The organism is Neolewinella litorea (assembly GCF_004803465.1).
Classification (GTDB): Bacteria; Bacteroidota; Bacteroidia; order Chitinophagales; family Saprospiraceae; genus Neolewinella; species Neolewinella litorea.
In genome coordinates this window covers 1,238,984-1,259,731 of sequence record NZ_SRSF01000001.1, presented here as the reverse complement: position 1 = coordinate 1,259,731, position 20,748 = coordinate 1,238,984, and the positions used below count along the sequence as shown (strand labels likewise).

The 20,748-nt window shown below is 59.7% G+C and carries 18 protein-coding genes; 11 read left to right on the top strand and 7 right to left on the bottom strand.

Annotated features, from left to right (window positions below):
- Both E4021_RS05230 and E4021_RS05225 read right to left on the bottom strand, forming a co-directional pair.
- Entirely contained in the window at positions 1-159 is a 159-nt protein-coding gene (locus tag E4021_RS05230; protein WP_136457017.1) for a DUF2256 domain-containing protein, read from the bottom strand.
- 7 nt (positions 160-166) lie between these two features.
- Positions 167-346, bottom strand: a complete 180-nt coding sequence (locus E4021_RS05225) for a DUF6435 family protein (RefSeq protein ID WP_136457015.1) — start codon at positions 344-346, stop codon at positions 167-169.
- Positions 347-499: 153 nt separating this feature from the next.
- Between E4021_RS05225 and E4021_RS05220 the strand changes: the two genes are divergently transcribed.
- Positions 500-1,831, top strand: coding sequence for an amidohydrolase family protein (locus tag E4021_RS05220; RefSeq protein ID WP_136457013.1), 1,332 nt, complete (start codon positions 500-502; stop codon positions 1,829-1,831).
- A 74-nt stretch (positions 1,832-1,905) separates the two neighbouring features.
- On the opposite strand, the gene E4021_RS05215 is transcribed toward E4021_RS05220, so the two are convergent.
- On the bottom strand, positions 1,906-2,277 hold the full coding sequence (locus tag E4021_RS05215) for a PRC-barrel domain-containing protein (RefSeq protein ID WP_136457011.1): 372 nt from the start codon (positions 2,275-2,277) through the stop codon (positions 1,906-1,908).
- 396 nt (positions 2,278-2,673) lie between these two features.
- On the opposite strand from E4021_RS05215, the gene E4021_RS05210 reads away from it, so the two are divergent.
- The 5 genes from E4021_RS05210 to E4021_RS05190 all read left to right on the top strand — a co-directional run bounded on the left by E4021_RS05210 (position 2,674) and on the right by E4021_RS05190 (position 12,726).
- A complete protein-coding gene (locus tag E4021_RS05210) occupies positions 2,674-6,372 on the top strand; it encodes a TonB-dependent receptor (RefSeq protein WP_136457009.1) in 3,699 nt (1,232 codons plus the stop codon).
- Positions 6,373-6,413: 41 nt separating this feature from the next.
- Positions 6,414-10,520 (top strand): hypothetical protein, encoded by a 4,107-nt coding sequence (locus E4021_RS05205; protein WP_136457007.1) that lies wholly within the window; start codon positions 6,414-6,416, stop codon positions 10,518-10,520.
- Between the two features lie 44 nt (positions 10,521-10,564).
- On the top strand, positions 10,565-11,629 hold the full coding sequence (locus E4021_RS05200; protein ID WP_136457005.1) for a PorV/PorQ family protein: 1,065 nt from the start codon (positions 10,565-10,567) through the stop codon (positions 11,627-11,629).
- A gap of 223 nt (positions 11,630-11,852) precedes the next feature.
- Positions 11,853-12,326 carry a transcription elongation factor GreA gene (gene greA, locus E4021_RS05195; RefSeq protein WP_136457003.1) on the top strand — a complete coding sequence of 158 codons (474 nt, stop codon included), beginning with the start codon at positions 11,853-11,855 and terminating at the stop codon, positions 12,324-12,326.
- Between the two features lies 1 nt (position 12,327).
- On the top strand, positions 12,328-12,726 hold the full coding sequence (locus tag E4021_RS05190) for an HIT family protein (protein ID WP_136457001.1): 399 nt from the start codon (positions 12,328-12,330) through the stop codon (positions 12,724-12,726).
- Here E4021_RS05190 and E4021_RS05185 read toward each other — a convergent pair.
- Positions 12,723-13,355 (bottom strand): LON peptidase substrate-binding domain-containing protein, encoded by a 633-nt coding sequence (locus E4021_RS05185; protein ID WP_168797470.1) that lies wholly within the window; start codon positions 13,353-13,355, stop codon positions 12,723-12,725. The two genes, E4021_RS05190 and E4021_RS05185, sit on opposite strands and share 4 nt — an antisense overlap.
- Positions 13,356-13,437: 82 nt before the next feature.
- Between E4021_RS05185 and E4021_RS05180 the strand changes: the two genes are divergently transcribed.
- The 4 genes from E4021_RS05180 to E4021_RS05165 all read left to right on the top strand — a co-directional run bounded on the left by E4021_RS05180 (position 13,438) and on the right by E4021_RS05165 (position 18,097).
- Entirely contained in the window at positions 13,438-14,799 is a 1,362-nt protein-coding gene (locus E4021_RS05180) for an ABC transporter permease (RefSeq protein WP_136456997.1), read from the top strand.
- Positions 14,796-15,926: an ABC transporter permease gene (locus E4021_RS05175; RefSeq protein ID WP_136456995.1), complete on the top strand. Its 1,131-nt coding sequence runs from the start codon at positions 14,796-14,798 to the stop codon at positions 15,924-15,926. Before E4021_RS05180 ends, E4021_RS05175 begins: the two co-directional genes overlap by 4 nt.
- 26 nt (positions 15,927-15,952) lie before the next feature.
- On the top strand, positions 15,953-16,819 hold the full coding sequence (locus tag E4021_RS05170; RefSeq protein WP_136456993.1) for a cation diffusion facilitator family transporter: 867 nt from the start codon (positions 15,953-15,955) through the stop codon (positions 16,817-16,819).
- A gap of 102 nt (positions 16,820-16,921) precedes the next feature.
- A complete protein-coding gene (locus tag E4021_RS05165; protein WP_136456991.1) occupies positions 16,922-18,097 on the top strand; it encodes an AIR synthase related protein in 1,176 nt (391 codons plus the stop codon).
- A gap of 21 nt (positions 18,098-18,118) precedes the next feature.
- On the opposite strand, the gene E4021_RS05160 is transcribed toward E4021_RS05165, so the two are convergent.
- The 3 genes from E4021_RS05160 to E4021_RS05150 all read right to left on the bottom strand — a co-directional run bounded on the left by E4021_RS05160 (position 18,119) and on the right by E4021_RS05150 (position 20,161).
- Entirely contained in the window at positions 18,119-18,544 is a 426-nt protein-coding gene (locus E4021_RS05160) for a VOC family protein (protein ID WP_136456989.1), read from the bottom strand.
- Positions 18,545-18,665: 121 nt separating this feature from the next.
- Positions 18,666-19,211, bottom strand: coding sequence for an RNA methyltransferase (locus E4021_RS05155; protein ID WP_136456987.1), 546 nt, complete (start codon positions 19,209-19,211; stop codon positions 18,666-18,668).
- A gap of 80 nt (positions 19,212-19,291) precedes the next feature.
- Positions 19,292-20,161, bottom strand: coding sequence for a sigma-70 family RNA polymerase sigma factor (locus tag E4021_RS05150; RefSeq protein WP_099104997.1), 870 nt, complete (start codon positions 20,159-20,161; stop codon positions 19,292-19,294).
- A gap of 192 nt (positions 20,162-20,353) precedes the next feature.
- On the opposite strand from E4021_RS05150, the gene E4021_RS05145 reads away from it, so the two are divergent.
- Positions 20,354-20,734, top strand: a complete 381-nt coding sequence (locus E4021_RS05145; RefSeq protein WP_136456985.1) for an START-like domain-containing protein — start codon at positions 20,354-20,356, stop codon at positions 20,732-20,734.
- Positions 20,735-20,748: the final 14 nt, after the last annotated feature.

The following is a 20,748-nucleotide window of genomic DNA, read 5'->3' as shown; positions in this document are numbered from 1 at the left end:
TTACTCGTTGCTGTCCCGGACAGTGTTCCGCTGCCGGCGGCATCGCTCGGAACAGTAGCGTACCGATGGCCAGACCCGTTCCCACTTCTTGCGCCACGTGAATGGCCGACCGCAGACGGCGCAGGTCTTGACGGGCAGGTGTTGTTTGTGGTGGGCCAAGGCGGAACTATTCGGGTTTTTTGTCCCGCAGCGCCACGATCTGATCCATCACCTTCTCGGCCTCGGCCGATTTGGCGGCGTACCCCTTGATGTCGCCGCCACGCTGCAGTTGCATAGCTTCCTCGAGGAGTTGGGTGTACTCTTTTTCGAGCTTCTTGACGGGGTCCTTTTTGAATAATCCGAACATGGCGTTGGCTTTGTGGTGTAACGGATTCCCGCACAATTGGTTGTTGATTATCGGACCGGTACGATGGCTATTCTATTTGCTTTCCGGCGCAATGAGTATGTTCGTTGCCGCGCGGAAACCACCGCGTGTATCCTTAACCTGCGAATCGTGCCCATGCGCTACCTACTTACCCTGGCTGTTGCCTGTTTCCTTTGCACCTGCGTCCGCGCCCAAACGGTAAAAGCCCTCGTGGGCGGCACCCTGATCGACGGATTCGGCGGTACGCCCATCTACAACAGCGTCATCCTGGTGGAGGGCGACCGGATCAAGGCCGTCGGTACCGAAGGCCAACTGGAGGTGCCGGAAGGTGCCGAGGTGATCTCTACCGAGGGGATGAGCGTGCTGCCCGGACTGTGGGATATGCACGTGCACCTGATGATCAACGGTCACTCCGACTACGCTCACTGGGATACCGTGTACCCCCCGCAACTGGCCGAGATCATCATGCCCGCCGGTGCCCGGCAGTTGCTCATGGCCGGGGTGACCAGTGCGCGTGACCTGGGCGGCCCTCTGGAGGAAAGCCTCAGCGTGCGCGACCGCATCAACGCCGGAGAACTCGAGGGCCCCACCATGTACATGAGCGGGCCGTTCCTGCAGGCGCAGCCCTATCCGGGTACCGAAGCCTTCCGCTGGGGCATACAGACGGTAGCCGAGGCCCGCAGCAAGGTGCGCGAACTGGCCGACGCTGGGGTGGACTGCATCAAGGTCGTGGACCAGGACCAGATCCCGCGGGATGCATTTATGGCGCTGGTGGACGAAGCCCACCTTCGGGGCTTACCGGTAGTTGCTCACGCTCACCGGCCGGAGGAGATCCGGCTCGGTCTCGAAGCGGGAGTAGACTGCTTTGAGCATACCGGCCTGAGCTCCGCGCCGGAGTACCCCGAGGACGTAATGGAAATGATCCGGGAGCGCACCGCCCAGATGAACCTGGGTCCCCTGTACTGGACCCCCACCGTCGAAGGGCTGTACAACTATGAGTACACACGCGACAACCCCGAGAAACTCGACAGCGACTGCTGGCACGAGGGGCTCACCCCGGAAATCATTGCCGACATCGAGGCAAGTTTGCAGCACCCCGGTCAATTGCCTTACTTCCAGTTGACCCCCATCCGCCAGCCCACGCTGGAACGCAAGGTCAATCAGCTCAAGGATGCCGGGGTAGTGCTAATGGTTGGTACCGACTCGGGCATCCCGATGAAGTTCCACTGCCAGAGCACCTGGAACGAGCTGGACGTGTGGACGAATGAATTTGACTTTCCGGCCATTTATACCATCAAGGCCGCTACCTACTGGCCCGCCAAAATGATGGGCGTGGATGCGGACTACGGTACGGTATCGGAAGGTAAATACGCCGACATCATCGCCGTGGAGGGGGATGTACTGCGCCACATCGACCTGCTGCAGGGAGTCGACTTCGTAATGAAGCACGGCAAGCGGGTCAAATAAAAAAAAAGCCCACCACAGCGCGGGGCTGTTGCGGGCTTACAGGGTTTATAGTGTCTGTTCTACAGAAGGTCTAATCAGGCCATCTGTGTTTCTCGTGCGTAGGAGCGACGCTCTACGCCGTAGTGCTTGTGGAGGCTATCCCAGTATTGGTGATCACTGGACTTGGGCCAGTTGTTCTTGTCAAATCCGGGTGCATTCTCCAGGCGATCCTTCGATACATTGAGCACGAACTTCTCCGTGACGGTATTGATGGTGAAGGCTTCGAACGGGATGGCAAAGTATTTGTCGCCAAGGCCCAGGAAGCCGCCGAAGGAGAGTACAGCGTAATTCACGGTACCGTTTTCGGTATCGATCATCAGGTCTTTAATTTCTCCGAGGCTTTCGCCTTTAGTGTTGGTTACGTTGGTTCCGGTGATGGAAGTAGAGGAAAGAATAAGGTTTCTCATTATGGTCATGTTTTTAGTTGCGGTACCCAGGGCAGTTGCTCCCTGATATGTCCGCTTGTTTTCAAATCAAAATACACTAATATAACACCACACATACGGAAAAAGTTTAATGCATAACCGATTAATTTAAAATTGATTGCAAATTGGCGTGACCGTTTTCGTTCGCAGTCTAAATCTGAACATCGTGTTGCGCCAGTGTTGCGAGACTGCACTGCCGGGTGGAAGGGAGCTTCACACGATATTGATAATGGCTTGGGGGCGGGTGCCGGGCGGGCCGGGGGCAAAATTTGTCGTTCGTGGTACCCGGTCCTTACGCTTAACGAATATTCGCCGGCAGTTTTGCACTTTTGTGGAGACCGTTGCGACGCGGCCGTCCGCCCCGGCAAACGCTAGTATATGAAAAGACCCTTACTCCTCACCTGCTTCCTGCTGTTCGCGCTGGTCGCCACTGCCCAAACCGCATTGTCGGGGAAAGTGACGGATACCGGTGGGGGAGGGGAGCCGCTGGCCTTTGCGGCCGTTTCCCTGTTCAAGGACGGAAGTTTCTTTCAGGGTACTACGACGGACCTGAGCGGCAACTACTTCTTTTCCAACATCGACCCCGGCACCTACGACATCGAGGTCAACTATACAGGATATCCACCGACCAAGCTGGCCGGGATTCCAGTCCTGCCCGGACGCACCAACACGGCCGACGTTGAAGTGAGCAATGAGGGCGGCGTCAACTTGGAAGTAGTAGTGGTCACCGATTACGAGGTACCCCTGATCGAGGTGGACAATACCACCTCCGGACAGACGATCACCGCCAGCGAGATCCAGCGCCTGCCCACCCGGAACATCAACCAACTGGCCTCGATCACGGCCGGGGCCGCCTCCGCCGACGAGGGTTCTGCCATCACCATCCGTGGGTCGCGGTCAAATGCCACCGACTACTACGTGGATGGCGTGCGCGTGCGCGGGAGCCTGCTTCCCGAATCCGAAATCGAACAACTGCAGGTAATCACCGGTGGCCTGGAAGCGCGCTATGGCGACGTGACCGGGGGCATCATCTCGGTGACCACCAAGGGGCCCAGTACCGAATTCAATGTAAACGCCGAGGCGGAGACCAGTGAGGGACTGGACAACTACGGCAACAGTCTGGTGGGCGTGGCTGTATCCGGACCGCTCATCAAGCGCGGTACCGACCGGGCCATTCTGGGCTTCCGACTGAGCGGTCGGTATACCTACCAGCGGGACGACGATCCCAGTGCCGTACCAGTCTATCGCGCCCGGGAGGACATTATCGCTGATCTGGAGGCCAATCCGGTCATCCTGCGCGGCGGACTACCCTTCGTGGCCGCTGATTTCCTCACCGACAAGGACGTGGATGCCCTTCGGACCCGCCCCTTCGAGTCCGCCGCCAACCTCAACCTGAACGGCAAGCTGGACGCGCGCCTGAGCGACGCCATCGATGTTTCGTTGTCTGGGTACTACGGCAACTTCAACGACCAATTCACGCCCAGCGAGTCTTTCGGCAATACCTGGCGCACGTATAACGCCTCGCGGAATCCTACCTCCGAAAGGGCCGACTATCGGGGCAACTTCCGCTTCCGCCACCGCCTGGGCGGCTCAGGTGTGGCCGGCGAGCGCGGGAACAATACCAGCGTGGTCCAGAACGCCAGTTATACCCTCCTGCTGGGCGTCGAGAACAACCAGTTCAGTGTGGCGGACCCCGTGCACCAGGATCGCTTCTTCGATTACGGTTACGTAGGGCGCTTTGACATCGACTATATCCCGGTGTTCGGACTTGAGCTCGACGAAACCGGTTCCCCGATCGGGGCATTCCAGGCCGATTACCGCGAGGTATTGCGGCGTTTCGACCCCACTACCTCGGCCAACCCCATCTTGTCCAACTACAACAACTTCCTCGGCTACGGTGGCGACCAGAGTTTCACGACGGCCACTTACGGGGTGCTGGGCATTGCGCAGCTTACCCCGGAAGGCCTTCCCATTCCCACCCTGGACCGCTTTGCCTCGGTGAACGGCAGGACCCAGACGCTCTACCGCGACAGCTGGGGCTTTCACGCCAACGTGGGTACGGTTTACAACTCCTTTTTCCGTCAGGACAACGATACCTACACCTTCAACGCCAACGCCAACTTTGAGCTGGTGCCCGGAGATTCGGACAAGAGCCGGCACAGCATCCAGTTCGGCGTGGTGTACGAGCAGCGCGTCAACCGCCAGTATAGCCTGAGTCCGAGCGGACTATGGACCGCCGGCCGGCAACTCATCAACCGCCACCTCAATGCCGTCGACACCGCCAACCGCGTGATCAATACCATCGATGTTTCCCTGGGGGAAGGGTTCTTCAGCTACCAGGGGCCAGCGAACGTGGTGGCGCCCACCATCGAAGCCGACGCCGGCACCTTCTATCGCCGCATCCGGGAAGACCTCGGCATCCCGCTGGATCAGTACGTCAACATCGACGGGCTTTCGCCCGACCAGCTTTCCCTGGATCAGTTCAGCGCCCAGGAACTCACTTTTGCCCAGCTCGTGGATTATATCGGCTACGATTATCTAGGCAATGAGGTGGAGGGCACCTTTGACGACTTCTTCGCTATCGACCCGGTCACGGGCGACCGTAGGTTCACCGTTGCCCCGAACCGGCCCATTTACGCTTCGGCCTATCTGCAGGACAAGTTTACCATCAACAGCATGATCTTCCGGATCGGGGTGCGCGCCGACCGCTACGACGCCAACACCAAGGTGCTCAAGGACCCGTACAGCCTGTATGAGATCATTGGGGCCGAGGACTTTCATGCCAATTTCGGTGGAGAACGGCCGGGCAACATCGGCAGCGACTACGTGGTCTACACCACCGAGGAGGGGGGGACCGACGTGCGTGCCTACCGCTTCAACGACAACTGGTTCCGGGCCGACGGTACGCCCACGAACGGTCCGCAGGAAATCGAGGGTATTCGCACCGGCCTCGTTTTTCCCCGCTACGCCAACCCCGCCGCCCAGCAATCTAACAACTTCATTAAGTCGGAGGACTTCACCACGGCAACCTCCTTCGAGGACTACGAGGTGCAGTTCAATCTGATGCCCCGCCTGGCCTTCTCTTTTCCCATTTCCGGGGAGGCTAACTTCTTTGCCCACTACGACGTGCTGGTGCAACGACCTGCAAGTAATACGCTGGCTACCGCCCTCGATTACTACTACTTCGTGGAACGACCCGGTTCGCCCAATGCTCCATTTAACAATCCGGCGCTGCGCCCGGAGCGGACCATCGACTACGAGGTAGGTTTCAAAACCAAACTCAGCAACGCTTCGGCGATTACCCTGGCGGCTTACTACAAGGAGTTGCGCGACATGATCCAGTTGCGGACCTACTTCCCGGTTCCGCTGGTGAACCAGTATACCACCTACGACAACCAGGATTTCGGTACCGTTAAGGGGTTCAGCTTTACCTACGACCTGCGACGGACGAGCAACGTGACCGTCAATGCTAACTACACCCTGCAATTCGCCGATGGCACCGGATCAAATTCAACCAGTCAGCGGGGTCTGACCAACCGCGGTAACCTGCGCACCCTGTTCCCTTTAAGTTTTGACGAGCGCCACCGTTTCAACCTGGTGGTCGACTACCGCTTCGACAGCCGCAACGGTACTCCGCGGTGGCTCGATAATTCTGGCATCAACCTGCAGGGCGTAACGGTATCCGGCCGGCCCTACACCGCTACGTTCATCCCTTCCGAACTCGGGGGCAGTGGCACCCGCGGCGCCATCAACGGCAGCCGTAATCCGTGGAATTTCACGCTGAACGGCCAGATTGAAAAGAACTTCCAGGTGGCCGGAAGCGGGGGTGTGAACGTGTATTTCCGGGTAAGCAACATCCTGGACCGCCGCAACATCATCGGCGTATACTCGGCCACGGGATCACCGGACGATCCCGGCTTTTTGCAGAGCAGTTTCGGCCGCGACCAGGTGGAAAGCCTGCGCGGCGGTACGCGCCCGGTGGAGTCCTACCTGGACAGCTACCAGTGGCGGGTCCTCAACTCGGATTTTTTCAGTCTTCCCCGCCGGATGTACGTGGGCATTCGCTTTGGTATATGATCCCCACCCCGACCGCCCTAACCCCAACAACCTTCCCGAACATGCGCCTATCCTCCCTCCTAGTGGCTGTCCTGCTTTCCGCGGTACTGGCAGTGCCTCAGCCGGTTTCCGCCGCCAAGGGACCCGGCGATCGGCAGGGTAGTCGGCCGTCGCGTTCCGAGCAGGAGCGCATCGATTTCCGGGAAGCCTGCGACAATGCCACCCGGCAGACGGACATGGAGATCAACAACGTGCGGGCCCGCCTTACCACCGGGGGCGACGTCTGGTGGGACGGCGACAACGGGCGGTACATCGTGCCCAAACCCCCTCCCGGCGTACCCGAGGTAAGTTCCATTTTTGCCGGTGCCGTCTGGCTGGGCGGCCGCGATCCGGGGGGCGGACTGAAGGTGGCTGCCCAGGATTACGGGCGCAGTTCCGGGCAGTTCGACTACTATCCCGGGCCCCTCACGCCGCAGGGTACCATCCAGCGCGACACCTGCGAGCGCTGGGACCGCTTCTTTACCGTCAAGGGGGAAAGTATCCGTCAGTTGCGGACCGCCTACCAGCAGGCCCTGGATAACGATGCCCTGCCCCTGGATCCGGACGATATTCCTCGGGATATTTTGGGCTGGCCTTCGGTGGGCAATCCCTACTTCGCCGAAGTGAACGGTTTCCAGCTCCCGAATCCGAACGAGGGGGGCGGCCTGGCCGGTTTCTGGGATGAGGACCTCGACGGCCTTTACGATCCCACCCTGGGGGATTACCCCATCATCGAGATCCGCGGCTGTGGGGAAACCCCCCAGTTCCCGGAGGAAATGACCTTCTGGATCTATAACGACGCCGGCAATACCCACCGCCAATCGAATACCCCCCTGCAGATTCAAATGGAAGTACAGGTGCAGGCTTTCGCCTACACGACTTCCGACGATATCAACAACATGACCTTCCAGCGCTACAAGCTCATCAATCGGGCGCAGGAGGATATTCTGGATACCTATTTCGCCATGTGGGTGGATCCCGACCTAGGTTGCGCCACCGACGATTATATCGGCAGCGATACCACCCGCTCCCTGGCCTACGTCTACAATGAGGATGAACTGGACGGTGCGCAGGGCTGTACCTGCGATGGCGGGGTGGAAACCTACTGCGACGAAATTCCCATTCTGGGCGTGGATTACTTCCGCGGGCCGCGCGCTCCGATCTACGACATCAACGGTAACCAGATCGGGGAACGGGAACTCGGCATGAGTTCTTTCGTCTACTACAACAACGCCGGAGTGGGCGGGCCTCCCCCCGCCACCACGGACCCAAGCACTGCCGAAGAGTACTACAACTACCTGCAGGGCCGCTGGCGTAACGGCGCGTTACTGCAAAGTGCCGGCGATGGCTACGACGAGGGCGGTGCACCGGCCACTCGCTACGCCTTCCCGGACCCGCCGAACGTCCGCGGCTGGAACATGACCACCGAAGACCTGCCCTTCGGCGACCGCCGTACCATCCAGGCCTCGGGTCCCTTCACCCTCCAGCCGGGGGCCGTGAACGAACTCATCATCGGCGTGGTGTGGGTGCCGGACCAAACCTACCCCGCCCCCTCCATCCAGCGCCTGCAGCAAGCGGACGACCTGGCGCAGTCGCTCTTTGATAACTGCTTTGACCTGCTCGATGGGCCGGATGCGCCCGACGTAGACCTGCTGGAGCTCGACCGTGAGGTGGTGATGCTCTTTTCCAACAGCCCGGTGAGCAACAACTTCATGGAGGGCTACCAGGAAGAAGGTCTCGGTATCCCCGCCGGAGCCGATAGCCTGTACCGCTTCGAGGGGTACCGCATTTTCCAGTTTGCCGGTCCCGACGTGACCCTCGCCGACATCGGAGACCCGGACCGGGTGCGGGAAATCGCCACCTACGACCTTGACAACGGGGTGACCCGACTGTTCAACTGGACGGGCATCAGTTCCGAGGAAGAGGACCGCAATCCTCTTGGTCAGACTTACTTCGTTCCCGAGCTCCGCGTGGCGGGACAGGACGAGGGCATCCGCCACAGCATCAGCATCACCCAGGATGCCTTCGCCAGCGGCAACGATACCCGCCTGATCAATCACCGTAGGTACTACTTCACGGTAGTGGCCTACGCCTACAACAACTACGAGGAATACGATCCCTTCGATCCGGACAGTCCCGGGCAGCCCACCCAGTACATCGCCTCCAGCCGCAACATCGGCGACGCGCTGACGGGTAACGCTTTCTATACCGCCATTCCGCGCCCGATCCTGGACCGTGACCTGCGCGCCGATTACGGCGACGAGGCCAGCGTCACCCGACTGAGTGGTAAAGGCAACAACGGCAACTTCCTGGATTTGACCGACGAAACCGTAGCCGAAATCGAGGCGGCCATCGCCGCCGGTCAACCCTTCGATGGGGAGCTCACCTACGACCGTGGTGCCGGACCCATCGACGTGTTCGTCGCCAACCCGCTGGACGTGAAGGACGGAGAGTACGAACTGACCTTCGTGGACAACAATATGAGTGACGACCGCCTAACCGCACCAGTGCGGTGGACCCTACGCTGCCTAAACGACTGCGGAGTACCGACGGTGGTGAGCGAGCGGCCCATCGACTCGAACAACGAGCAGATCATCGGTGAATTCGGTTTCTCCGTGCGCATCGGTGACGTTCCTGAACCCGGAACCACCGGGGCTGGACGCAACGGCGCTATCGGCGGATCCCTGGATTACGACAGCACGGAGGCCGACCGCTGGTTGCTCTTCATTCCCGATAACCTTTCCCTCGGATTTAACAACGTGGAATTCGATCAAGCCCTGTTCGACTACGTCGGAACGGATGATTTCCAGGATCGGTACTACGACCTGGACAAGGATCGTGGCTTATCCGACATATTTCCCGGTATCGTGCCCTACCGCCTGCTCGATCACCAGGAAAATGATGGGGGAATCCCCTTTCTCTCTCCGGTCTACCTGTCTGAATTCCGCCTTAATGACGGGGTGGTACGCGGACAGTCGCTCCAGGACCTTAATAATGTCAACATCGTCCTGACTTCGGACAAATCCCTGTGGAGCCGCTGCCCGGTCATCGAAACCAGCAGCTACTTCTACAAGGACGCCGCCTACCGCGGGCAGCGCATGAAGGATGAAGACGACCGGCGTATGTTCGACACCCGGGATGCTCCGAGCGTGAGTCGCGAGGCCGGTCCGGACGGCTTGCCGGCAGTGGATACCGATATCGACCCGCAGTTCGCTACGGGTATGGGCTGGTTTCCCGGTTACGCCGTGGACGTGGAAACCGGGCAGCGCCTCGAAATATTCTGGGGGGAGAACAGCACCTACGACGGGCGCCGCCTCGGGGATGTTTTCGTGGCCGAGAGTAACGGTGATGATATGATCTTTAATCCGTCCAATACCATTTTCGAGAAGTCGCCCATCAACGGCCTGAGCATCTACGATTTCCCGGCCGGCGGGCAGCACTATTTCTACGTTACGGATCAACCCTACGACGGCGGCGTGCGCCTGTACAACCGTCTTTTCCCGCGGAACAGTCCGAACTCCACCGCCAAGGTGCGCGCCCTGCAGGATATTACCTGGGCGGGCTTTCCGCTGCTGGCGGGTGGCGTGAACCTGAAGTCTTACGCCGACGGCATCATACCCGAGGACGTGACCATCAAATTGCGGGTCAACAGTGCTTTTGAATATGCCGAAGGCGTACCGGAAAGCAACGGGTATCCTACCTATCGCTTTACCATCGATGGGAAGCAGGCCAATACGGAACTGGACGCCGCGCTCACCAACCGGGCCCTCGACATGATCAACGTGGTGCCGAACCCCTACTACGGATTCAGCATCTACGAAGACAGTCAGTTCGAGACCAATGTGAAGATCACGAACCTGCCCGCCAAGGCTACGGTGACGATTTACTCCCTGGACGGAAAGTTCATCCGCCAGTACGACCGCGACGAATCGCAGGCAATGCTGCGCGGTAATGGCCGGCCGGTGGGTTTCCGGCAGATCACGCCCGCCCTGGAGTGGGACCTGCGCAACCAAAAGGGCATTCCCGTCGCCAGCGGGGTTTACCTCATTCACGTCGATGCCCCTGGGCTCGGGGAACGTACCCTGAAGTTCTTTGGTGTTCAGCGGCAGTTCGACCCCTCCGGACTGTAACCCAAACCTACACCCGGCTGACCCTCCGGATCAAACAGCGAACCATGAAGAAAATTTACCTGCTGTTCTTGTCTAGCCTGCTTTCCCTGGCGGCCTTTGCCGGTAACCCCGACCGGCAGGGAGAAGCCGGAGCGGCGCAGTTGCTCATGAACCCCTGGGCACCATCCGCCGGACTGCATTCCCTGGGTACTTCGTACGTGACGGGGGTAGAGGCCATGCGCATCAATCCGGCCGGAGTCAGCCGCTTCGCCGGCACCCAGGTCATGCTGGGGTACGCCAATTACCTGCAGGGAACCGACATTTCCATGCAGGCCATCGGTGTCACCAGCCGGGTAGGGGAGAACGGGGGCTTTGGGTTCAGCGTCATGAGCCTGGACTTCGGGGATATTCCCATTACGACCACCGAGCAGCCCGAGGGTACGGGAGCGTTGATGAACCTGAGCTTCATCAATGTGGGGCTCACCTACAGCCACCAGTTCGAAAACAAGGTATCCGTGGGCCTGACCCTGCGGGGCGTGAGCGAGTCGACCAGTGACGTGAACTCCTTCGGCTTTGCCATCGACGCGGGTGTCCAGTACGTCACTGGGGCAGCGGAAGAATTCAAATTCGGGCTTAGCCTGCGCAACGTCGGTTCCCGTATGGCGTACGGGGGTCAGGGCCTGGCCACCGCCGCCGACAATCCGGATCAGTCGGCCGATTACAAACTTACCTACGCCCAGCGCGCCGCGGGCTTCGAAATGCCCTCCATGCTCAACATCGGTGCCAGCTACGATTTCCTGACGCAGGTCGAGAACCAGCGGGTGACCCTGGTGGGCAACTTCACCGCCAACTCCTTCAGTCGGGATCAGGTAGGGGCCGGTTTGGAGTATGCCTTCCGCGAACAGTTCCTGGCCAGGGTAGGGTATCGGGTGGACTTGAGCGCCGCTAACGAATCGACCAGCACCTCCGCCGACCAGTCGCCCATCTACGACGGCATCAGCGCCGGAGCCAGTATCCGCGTTCCCTTCGCCCGAGGCGACGTGAGCCGCCGATTTACCGTCGACTACGCCTACCGAAGCACCCGAATTTATCAGGGTACCCACAACGTCGGATTGAGCCTTTCTTTCTAGCGATACCTACCGATTCAGCGCGCCTAAAAGCGTTGCTATTTCTTATTTTCCCTATATTTGCCTTATATGTATTGGCAGACGTTCTTACTTCCGTAGGAACGTCGCTTCTTTTAGCCGACCGGCCAAGGATTCCGGCGGGCGGCATCACCAACGTCAGGCAGGCTTCTACCGATCCCGAAACGGGAAGGGTGGAATTGACTGCTTCGGCGAAAATATTCCTATCATGGCAGGAACACACTATCTGTCGCAGGAGGGCTACGACCGCCTCCGCGCCGAGCTCGAAGAACTGAAAACCACCGGTCGGGCCAATGTTGCCCGCGCCATCGCCGAAGCCCGCGAAAAGGGTGACTTGTCGGAAAACGCCGAATACGACGCCGCCAAGGATGCCCAGGGACTGCTGGAGATGAAGATCAACGAACTGGAAAAGGTTATGGCCAACGCCCGGGTTCTCGACTCCAGCCAGCTGGACACCAGCAAGGTCACGGTCATGAGCAAGGTGACCATCCGTAACGTAGCCAACAAAGCCACCATGGTTTATGAACTGGTGGCCGAAAGCGAAGCCAATCTGAAAGCTAAGAAGATCTCGGTCAACAGCCCGATCGGACAGGGCCTTTTGGGGAAAGCCGTCGGCGACATTGCCACGGTCAACACGCCCAATGGTACGATGCAGTTCGAAATCGTGAACATCTCCATCTGATATGGCCTCCATCTTCACACGCATCATCAACCGGGACCTGCCGGGCTACATCGTGGCCGAGAATGATCAGTTTATCGCCTTTCTCGACGTGCGACCCATGGTTGAGGGCCACACCCTCTGCGTTCCCAAGCGGGAGGTGGACTACTATTACGACCTGAGCGACGAGGAACTCACTGGCCTTACCCTGTTTACCAAACGCGTCGCCGCCGGCCTGCAGCGAGCCGTGGAGTGCAAGCGTGTGGCCAACGGGGTACTGGGGCTCGAAGTGCCCCACGTTCACGTTCACCTGGTGCCCGTATCGTCGGAAGGTGATTTCCGCTTCGGGAAAACGGTCTCGGTGAGCGAGGATCGCATGGAGGAATTGCGCGACCGCATTGCCGCAGCCATCACCCTGGATTAAAAATCCGGGGGCTTCAGGTCCTGAAAGTGCCCGTTGAGTTCCGCCCGTGCCCGAATGCCCAGCGGGTCGCCGACTTTGGGTCGTACCTGTTGCAGGTGACCGAGCAGAAATCGCTGTCGTTCGGCGGCATCACGTAGTGTCAGGAACAGGTATTCCTGCTCGAGGGTGAAGCCGACGTGATGTCCGACCTCGTAGGTCCGAAAACCTTCGGCGACCGACTTTATCTCCCGCTCTATGCGCAATTTGCTGTAGATTTCGCGGAGCAGTTGTACAATCTTCTGATTGAGCTCCTCCTCTTCGTTCTCGTCGACGGGCAGATAACTGACCTCGCCGCCGGGATACGGTTTACCCGGGTATTCCCGATAAAATCGGTCTACGTGAAAGACTCGCCCCCCTTTGGTCCGTATATCGCTTTCCCCACCGGGATAGCGGTTGGCCACCTCCACGAGGGTCACCTCGGTAGCGATGGGCCGCAGCCGGCTTTCGATGACGGTGGGAACGCCAAACGGGAGCCCTTCTTCCTCAATATCGGCTACCAGTTGACGGTACCGAGGTTCAAAAATGTGTAAATTGAGGGTCTCGCCCGGAAAGACGACGAGCTGCAGTGGGAATAGTGCTAGGGATTGCATACTATTTCTCCAACAATGAATAGGCATATTTTGCTCATAGTTAACTTCTTATCACCCAACCCTGACGCGTCCGAATAACCAATTGCTGGGGTACGGCTTTCGTAAACTACTGTACCTTCCTCTGGGTATCCTGTTGCTCAGCCTGGTCAGCTTCGTGCTAACCTGGATGACCCCGGGCGATCCGGTGCAGCAGCGCATGGTTGCCGAAGGGGTGCGTACTTCCGGTGAGAACCTGGTGGCCTACGAGCGGAGTTACCAGCGGTTGGCCGAGCAGCTGGATTACGACCTTCCGCCCTTTTACCTGACGATTACGAATGCCGCCCTGCCCGATACCCTGCACCGTATCGTTCAGGCCGACCGCCGCGGGGCGGTACGTGAACTGGCCCTGCAATTTGGCAACTGGCCCCGCGTACAGCAATTCTACCGGGCGCTGATGGCGGCCCGGCTGGCGGAAGAGCCGGAAGTACAAACCGTGGCCCGCCGGCTCCTGGTGCGCTCCGACCCCGCTTACCTCCGGCAACAACTCGCTACGCTGCCCCCGGGCCCCGCCGCCCAATCGCTGCAGACGGCCTACCGTGACATGGTCGACGGAGCCGACCGTCGCGACCTCCTCCTGCCAAGGGTATACTGGCACGGCACGGAGAATCGCTATCACCGCTACCTCATGAACCTGTTGCGTGGCGAGTTGGGCGTCTCCTACGCCGACCGTCGCCCGGTAGCGCAAAAGATCGCTACGGCCCTGCCCAGAACGGTGCTCCTGAACGGGCTGGCTTTGGTGCTGGTGTACCTGCTGGCCATTCCGCTCGGCCTGTATATGGCTTATTACTACCATTCCCGTTTTGACCGTTGGGCCACTGCGCTCACTTTTCTGGCTTTCGGACTTCCTTCCTTCTGGATTGCTACGCTCCTGGCCAATTACCTGACCACGCCTGCCTACGGGATGGGGTGGTTCCCCACCATGGGCTTCGGGGAGGTCCCGCCGGATGCGGGTTGGTGGGATGCCCTGCAAATCCGCGCTTCCCACCTCATTCTGCCGGTATTCTGTCTCACTTATCCCAGCCTCGCTTACGTTTCCCGGCACCTGCGCGCGTCCGCCCTGATCGAACTGGCGCAGCCCTACGTGAGGACCGCCCGTATGAAGGGTCTGGCGGGGTCGCAGGTGCTGTGGCGTCACGTTTTCCGCAATGCCGCCTTCCCCCTGGTGACCCTGCTTGGTGGACTTCTGCCGGGGCTGCTGGCGGGGAGCGTGCTCATTGAGCAAATTTTCAATCTTCCGGGTATGGGGCAGCTGCTGTACGATGCCGCCACGGCCCGCGACTGGCCGGTGGTTACCGCCGTGGTGCTGGTCAACGGTGTGCTAACCATACTGGGGCTGCTGCTGGCTGATATCGGTTACGCCTTGCTGGACCCCCGCATCCGGCTGGGTAAATTGCCGCCGCGATGAAGCAGACGCGGTGGGCATACGGTTTCCTGTTCTTTCTGGTGGCGATCGCCCTAGGGGCCGATTTTATTGCCGGAGACAAACCCCTGGTAGCGCAGGTGGACGGAGAGCTGTATTTCCCGGTATTGGACGGTACCCCGCAGCGGGAAGCGTGGTCAGAGGTTCCGGTCGACTGGGCGGTCTGGCCACCGATCCCCTTCCGGGCATCCTCGCTCGATCTCTCGCAGCCGGGATATTTGCCGCCCCTCTCGCGGGCTACCGGGGGCCGGGGATGGCACTGGTTGGGAACCGACCGGCTCGGCCGTGACACTGCGGCGGGAATTGTGAGCGGCACGCGGGTAGCCGTTTGGGTAGGTATAGGTAGCGTGCTCATCTCCCTGCTGCTGGGTCTCCCCCTGGGTTCCCTGGCGGGATACTTCGGCAACGACGGCATGCGGCTGCACCGCGGGGGAGCTATTGCCCTGCTGATGGGCCTCGTTACCGGCCTGTTCTACGGAGCCACCACTCTTTTTGCCCTCGCCGGGGGATGGATATTCTGGTTGTTGCTGGGGCTGACCCTGGTCGCAGCCTGGAGTTTCTGGTACCTGCTGCTGCGTGGTATTGCCCGGTGGGTACCCTGGTTGCGGACGCCGGTGGGGCTGCCGATCGACAGTATTGTGGTAGTGCTGCTGGAAATCACCGTCAGCATCCCCGGTCTGGTGCTGCTGATCGCGTTGCTTTCCTACGTGGACCGTGCTTCGCTTTGGGTGGTGGTGCTGACCATCGGGGTGCTGGGATGGACGCCGGTAGCCCGTTTTCTGCGTGCCGAACTCCTGCGTATCCGGGAACTTCCCTACATCGCCGCCGCCCGGGTCGGTGGGGTGGGGGAACTACGCCTGCTATTCCGCCACGCCCTGCCCAACGCCATCGGCCCGGTAGTGGTGGTAGCCGCTTTCATGGTGGGAACGAGCATCCTCGCCGAGGCCATGCTTAGTTTCCTGGGCATCGGCGTACCGGCTGACCAGGTCACCTGGGGCAGTATCCTGCAGCAATCCCGCGTCGAACCGGATGCCTGGTGGCTGGCCTTCTTTCCCGGACTACTTCTCACCCTCACGCTTCTCGCCTGCAACAGCCTCCGGCAGGTCCGGTAGTCGCCGCCCGGCGTATGTTTGGAACTATGGACAAGGATAAGGTAGCCATCCAGACGAGCTATTTCAGCATCGCCGGTAATACCGGGCTGGCCATCATCAAGGCGGTAGCGGGTATCCTGGGCAATTCCTACGCCCTGATCGCCGACGCGATTGAGTCCACTACCGACATCTTTTCCTCCTTGCTGGTGCTGCTCGGGCTGCGGTACGCCCAGCGACCGGCCGACGATAACCACCCCTACGGCCACGGAAAAATTGAGCCCCTGATCACCTTCGGCGTGGTGGCCTTCCTGGTCTTCTCGGCAACGGTGATTGCCTACGAAAGCATCGAGTACATCAGTACACCCCATGCGGTTCCCGAAAGCTGGACGCTCCTGGTGCTGGGGGGCATCATACTCTGGAAAGAAGCTTCCTACCGTGTCGTGATTCGCCGCAGTCGGCAAACGGATAGCTCCTCCCTGGCCGCCGATGCCTGGCACCACCGCAGCGACGCCATTACCTCCGTCACCGCCTTCATCGGTATCACTATCGCGTTGCTGGGCGGGCCGGGCTACGAAAGCGCCGACGACTGGGCCGCCCTACTAGCTTCCGGCATCATTCTGTACAACGCTTACCTGATCTTCCGGCCGGCCCTGGGGGAGATCATGGACGAGCACGTTTATGATGACTTCATTGAAGAAGTGCGGACCTCAGCCCTCACCGTGGAGGGCATCCTCGGTACCGAGAAGTGCTACGTCCGAAAGTCGGGGATGCGCTACTACATTGACCTGCATGCCCTGGTCAACGGGGATCTTACTGTAACCCAGGGGCATGACCTGGCCCACCGGCTCAAGGATCGTCTGCAGGCCGATTTTCCGAGCATCGAACAGGTCCTGATCCATATCGAGCCAGCCTAGTCCGCCAGGTCCAATGCTTAAGGAGGCGAACGAGCAGCCCATCAGTGACCGTACCCGCGGGCGTGGGCGCGTCCCGGCGGCAAAATTGGCTACCTTTGCGGCATGTCCACGAAGTACGAAAAACGCGGCGTCAGCGCCACCAAGTCCGAAGTTCACGACGCCATTCAGGGCCTGGACAAGGGCCTCTACCCGAAAGCCTTTTGCAAGGTACTGCCCGACATTGCGGGGGGTGACCCGGAGTACTGCAACGTCATGCACGCCGACACGGCCGGCACCAAGACCAGCCTGGCCTATCTCTACTGGCGGGAAACAGGTGACCTGAGCGTTTGGGAAGGGATCGTGCAGGACAGCCTGGTGATGAACCTCGACGATATGGGCTGCGTGGGTGCCGTGGACAACATTCTCATTTCCTCTACCATTGGCCGCAACAAGAACCGGATCCCGGGTGAAGTGCTGAAGACCATCATCCAGGGCGCCCAGAAGTTTGCCGATCGGATGGCCGATCAGGGTGTCGGACTGCACCTTACCGGAGGGGAGACGGCCGACGTTGGCGACATCGTGCGGACCATTGACGTGGGGTACACCACTTTCGCACGATTGCGCCGCGACGAAGTAATCGTAAACGACATACGCCCCGGCAACGTGATTGTCGGATTGGCCAGCTACGGGCAGGCGAGTTACGAGGACGAATACAACGGAGGTATGGGTAGTAACGGTCTGACCAGCGCCCGCCACGACGTATTCCACCACGGCTACGCCGAAAAGTACCCCGAGAGCTTTGATCCCGAAGTGCCGCGCGAGGTGGTGTACACGGGTAGCCGCTCACTTACGGACAAGATCACCGTATCCGGGGTGGAAACCACCGTTGGCAAATTGGTGCTCAGCCCCACCCGCACCTACCTGCCGGTACTGAAGCGACTGCTGGCGGAAGTTGGCCCTGGCCTCAGCGGGCTTATTCACTGCACCGGAGGAGCCCAGACTAAGGTGGTCAAATTCATCGACGACGATATACGGATAGTCAAGGACCAGCTCTTTCCCGTTCCGCCCCTGTTCGACTTGATCCGCCAGGAAAGCGGTACGGCGTGGCGAGAAATGTATCAGGTGTTCAACATGGGCCACCGGCTGGAAGCCTACGTGGGCGAGCGCGACGCGCAAACCGTGATCGACATTGCCGCCGCTTTCGGCATCGAAGCCCGGGTGATTGGTCGCGTCGAGACTGCAGACCGGGCGTCTGTCCGGCTTCATACTCCTGGCGGGATTGAAGACTACACGGAATAGTTCGCTCCCCCCCAGGAAGATCTAGCCGTTAAGCTCCTTGGCGAACAGTCGGGAAATATCCTTGAAGGCCTTGAATTCCAGGGCATTGCCGGCCGGGTCATAGAAAAACATGGTGTTCTGCTCTCCGGGTTGACCGACGAAGCGCACGTGGGGCTCAATCTCGAACTTAACGCCGTGGTCGCGCAGACGCTGGGCGAAGGCTTCGAATTGCTCCCATTCCAATACCACCCCGTAGTGCGGGACGGGCACGTGCTTGCCGTCCACCTCATTGCGGTGATCGGGCTGCTCCTTCTTGGGGGCCAGGTGGGCTACCAATTGGTGCCCGAAGAAATTGAAGTCGATCCATTCGCTGTCCGTGCGGCCCTCCGGGCAGCCGAGTACGGTGCCGTAGAAGTGACGGGCGGCCTCCAGGTCGTCTACCGGTGCGGCAAGGTGAAAGGGTTGCATGGGCTGTAGTTTTAGTGTAAGGACGTGAAGGGGGGAGGTGTTTCGGCATCCCCACCGGCGAAAGATAGCGGAACGCTCCATTATAATTGTAGCGACCAAACCAGTCGTTACACTACCGAAATCAACCCTTCCCGTGGCGCAACTGTCGGCTGAGCTCCCAGACGGCCATTCCGGCGCTTACCGCGACGTTCAGGCTATGTTTGGTTCCGTACTGTTCGATCTCTATGGTACCGTGGGCGGCGTCAATCACTTCCTGGTGCACACCGCTTACCTCGTTGCCGACCACCAGGGCCAGGGGAAGCGGCGGCGCTGCCTGGAAACGGTGCAGGGGGGTACTGTTTTCGGTCTGTTCCAGGCATTGCACCTGCGCGCCGCCGGCCGCGAGTTGGCGAACGAGGCCTGCGCAATCTTCGTGGTAGGACCAGGCTACGGTTGCCGTGGCACCGAGGGCGGTCTTGAGGATATCGCGGTGGGGCGGGGTAGCGGTGATGCCGCAGAGGTAGACGTGCTGCAGGGCGAAGCCGTCGGCCGTGCGAAAAAGACTGCCGACGTTATTGGCCGAGCGGATATCGTCGAGGACCAGCACGACGGGCAGCTTTTCGGACCCCGTGTACTGGGCAGGGGTCAGTCGGCCGAGTTCCTGCAGGGAAAGTTTGCGACGTTGCATAGGGAGGGGTTCAATAGAGTAGGGCCTCCCCGATCGATCGAAGAGGCCCTACTGAAGCCGGAAAACGGCGAAAGACTAACTTAATTTCCCAGATAATTCTTGAGCAACTTGCTGCGGTTGGCGCCGCGAAGCTTGTTGATGGCCTTGTCCTTGATCTGGCGGACGCGCTCACGGGTGAGACCGAACTTTTCGCCAATGTCTTCAAGGCTCATGGGGTGCTCGACGCCGATGCCGTAGTAAAGCTTGATTACGTCGCACTGCCGTTCGGTAAGGGTGCCGAGGCTGCGGTCGATTTCCCGGCGCAGGGATTCCTTGTACTCAAGCGCCGAGTCGGTACCGGGGGTAGCGGTATTGGCCAGTACGTCGAGCAGGCTGTTGTCTTCACCTTCCACGAAGGGGGCATCCATGCTGACGTGACGGGCGGCGACGCCGAGGGTGGTTTCCACTTCGTCGGCGTTGATCTCGAGTTGCTCGGCCAGTTCTTCGCTGCTCGGCTCGCGCTCGAAGGTCTGCTCCAGCTGGCTGAAGGCCTTGTTGATTTTATTAAGGCTGCCCACCTTGTTGAGGGGAAGGCGCACGATGCGGCTCTGCTCGGCGAGGGCCTGGAGGATAGACTGGCGAATCCACCAGACGGCGTAGGAAATGAACTTGAAACCACGGGTTTCGTCGAAGCGCTGGGCGGCCTTGATGAGGCCGAGGTTGCCTTCGTTGATGAGGTCCGAGAGGCTGAGGCCCTGGTTCTGGTACTGCTTGGCTACGGATACTACGAAGCGAAGGTTGGCTTTGGTCAGCTTTTCCAGCGCGATCTGGTCACCCTGTTTGATCCGCTTGGCGAGGTCAACTTCCTCCTCGGGGGTCAGCAGGTCTACTTTACCAATTTCCTGTAGGTACTTTTCGAGCGACTGACTCTCGCGATTGGTGATCGACTTCGTTATCTTAAGCTGTCTCATTTAGGGGACGTTTTCTGAAAGTGGCCGCAAAATTACGGGGTATATAGTTGGAAATCAAGGCCCGGGAGGGTGATTAGCGCACAACGAGTAATTAACACTGCAAAGAAACAATAGGTTGGGAGGCCATAAACTTTTGGTAGTCTCGCTTAATTTACCTTATTTGCCCGCCACCACTACCGCCAACCGCCTGATATGGAACGTGTTAAGTTTACTTCGGAGTTTATCTTTCGTGCCTCCCCGAATATTGTCTACCAGTTTCTCACCGATCCGGCCTGCCTGACCCGGTGGTTTTGCGATGAAGTGGATATCAACGACAGCACCTACACCTTCGTCTGGAGCGGCTCTCCCGAGGCCGCGGAGTTGATCGAGGACAGCGAGGCTGATATGGTCCGTTTTGCCTGGGAAGACGCCGACGACGAGGACGAGTACCTCGAATTCAACATCACCAAAAGTCCCGTTACGGGCGAGACCATCGTCTACGTGACGGATTTCGCCGACGACGACGAGGTGGAAGACCAGAAGGCGCTCTGGGAAACCCAGTTGACCCGGATGCGCGCCGAAATGGGCGGCTAAGCCGGTGGGGCTTG

Coding starts and splice junctions, on each gene's coding strand:
- E4021_RS05185 (WP_168797470.1), bottom strand. CDS start 13,355: ATGCAATCCCTAGCACTATTCCCACTGCAGCTCGTCGTCTTTCCGGGC.
- E4021_RS05175 (WP_136456995.1), top strand. CDS start 14,796: ATGAAGCAGACGCGGTGGGCATACGGTTTCCTGTTCTTTCTGGTGGCG.
- E4021_RS05160 (WP_136456989.1), bottom strand. CDS start 18,544: ATGCAACCCTTTCACCTTGCCGCACCGGTAGACGACCTGGAGGCCGCC.
- E4021_RS05150 (WP_099104997.1), bottom strand. CDS start 20,161: ATGAGACAGCTTAAGATAACGAAGTCGATCACCAATCGCGAGAGTCAG.
- E4021_RS05145 (WP_136456985.1), top strand. CDS start 20,354: ATGGAACGTGTTAAGTTTACTTCGGAGTTTATCTTTCGTGCCTCCCCG.
- E4021_RS05210 (WP_136457009.1), top strand. CDS start 2,674: ATGAAAAGACCCTTACTCCTCACCTGCTTCCTGCTGTTCGCGCTGGTC.
- E4021_RS05200 (WP_136457005.1), top strand. CDS start 10,565: ATGAAGAAAATTTACCTGCTGTTCTTGTCTAGCCTGCTTTCCCTGGCG.
- greA (WP_136457003.1), top strand. CDS start 11,853: ATGGCAGGAACACACTATCTGTCGCAGGAGGGCTACGACCGCCTCCGC.
- E4021_RS05205 (WP_136457007.1), top strand. CDS start 6,414: ATGCGCCTATCCTCCCTCCTAGTGGCTGTCCTGCTTTCCGCGGTACTG.
- E4021_RS05225 (WP_136457015.1), bottom strand. CDS start 346: ATGTTCGGATTATTCAAAAAGGACCCCGTCAAGAAGCTCGAAAAAGAG.
- E4021_RS05190 (WP_136457001.1), top strand. CDS start 12,328: ATGGCCTCCATCTTCACACGCATCATCAACCGGGACCTGCCGGGCTAC.
- E4021_RS05170 (WP_136456993.1), top strand. CDS start 15,953: ATGGACAAGGATAAGGTAGCCATCCAGACGAGCTATTTCAGCATCGCC.
- E4021_RS05155 (WP_136456987.1), bottom strand. CDS start 19,211: ATGCAACGTCGCAAACTTTCCCTGCAGGAACTCGGCCGACTGACCCCT.
- E4021_RS05165 (WP_136456991.1), top strand. CDS start 16,922: ATGTCCACGAAGTACGAAAAACGCGGCGTCAGCGCCACCAAGTCCGAA.
- E4021_RS05215 (WP_136457011.1), bottom strand. CDS start 2,277: ATGAGAAACCTTATTCTTTCCTCTACTTCCATCACCGGAACCAACGTA.
- E4021_RS05220 (WP_136457013.1), top strand. CDS start 500: ATGCGCTACCTACTTACCCTGGCTGTTGCCTGTTTCCTTTGCACCTGC.